General features: G+C 32.1%; 1 protein-coding gene. It reads left to right on the top strand.

Features of this window, described 5'->3' with window-relative positions; genetic code table 11:
* A partial coding sequence (locus SB660_RS20220) for an SDR family NAD(P)-dependent oxidoreductase (RefSeq protein WP_410584088.1) occupies positions 1-277 on the top strand: 277 nt, incomplete at both ends.

A 277-nucleotide genomic window follows, 5' to 3' on the forward strand; every position in this document is an offset into this window, starting at 1 on the left:
TGTCTTATGGAAACAAAAGATTCATTTGCAGTCGTTACCGGAGCAAGTCAGGGTTTGGGAAAAGCATTTGCTGAAAGTCTGGCGAAAAAGAAAATCAATATTAGTCTTGTAAGTCTTCCCGGCCAGAATTTGAAAGAATTAAGTCTGAGAATCGCAGAACTTTATCATATTAAAACATATTATTATGAGGTTGATCTTTCCGTGAACGAAAATGTATTGAAATTAACGGATTGGTTGAATAAATTCTTTGATATTTATATTTTAATTAATAATGCAG

This window comes from Bacillus sp. SIMBA_005 (assembly GCF_046535585.1).
In the GTDB taxonomy this organism is placed as follows: Bacteria; Bacillota; Bacilli; order Bacillales; family Bacillaceae; genus Bacillus; species Bacillus pumilus.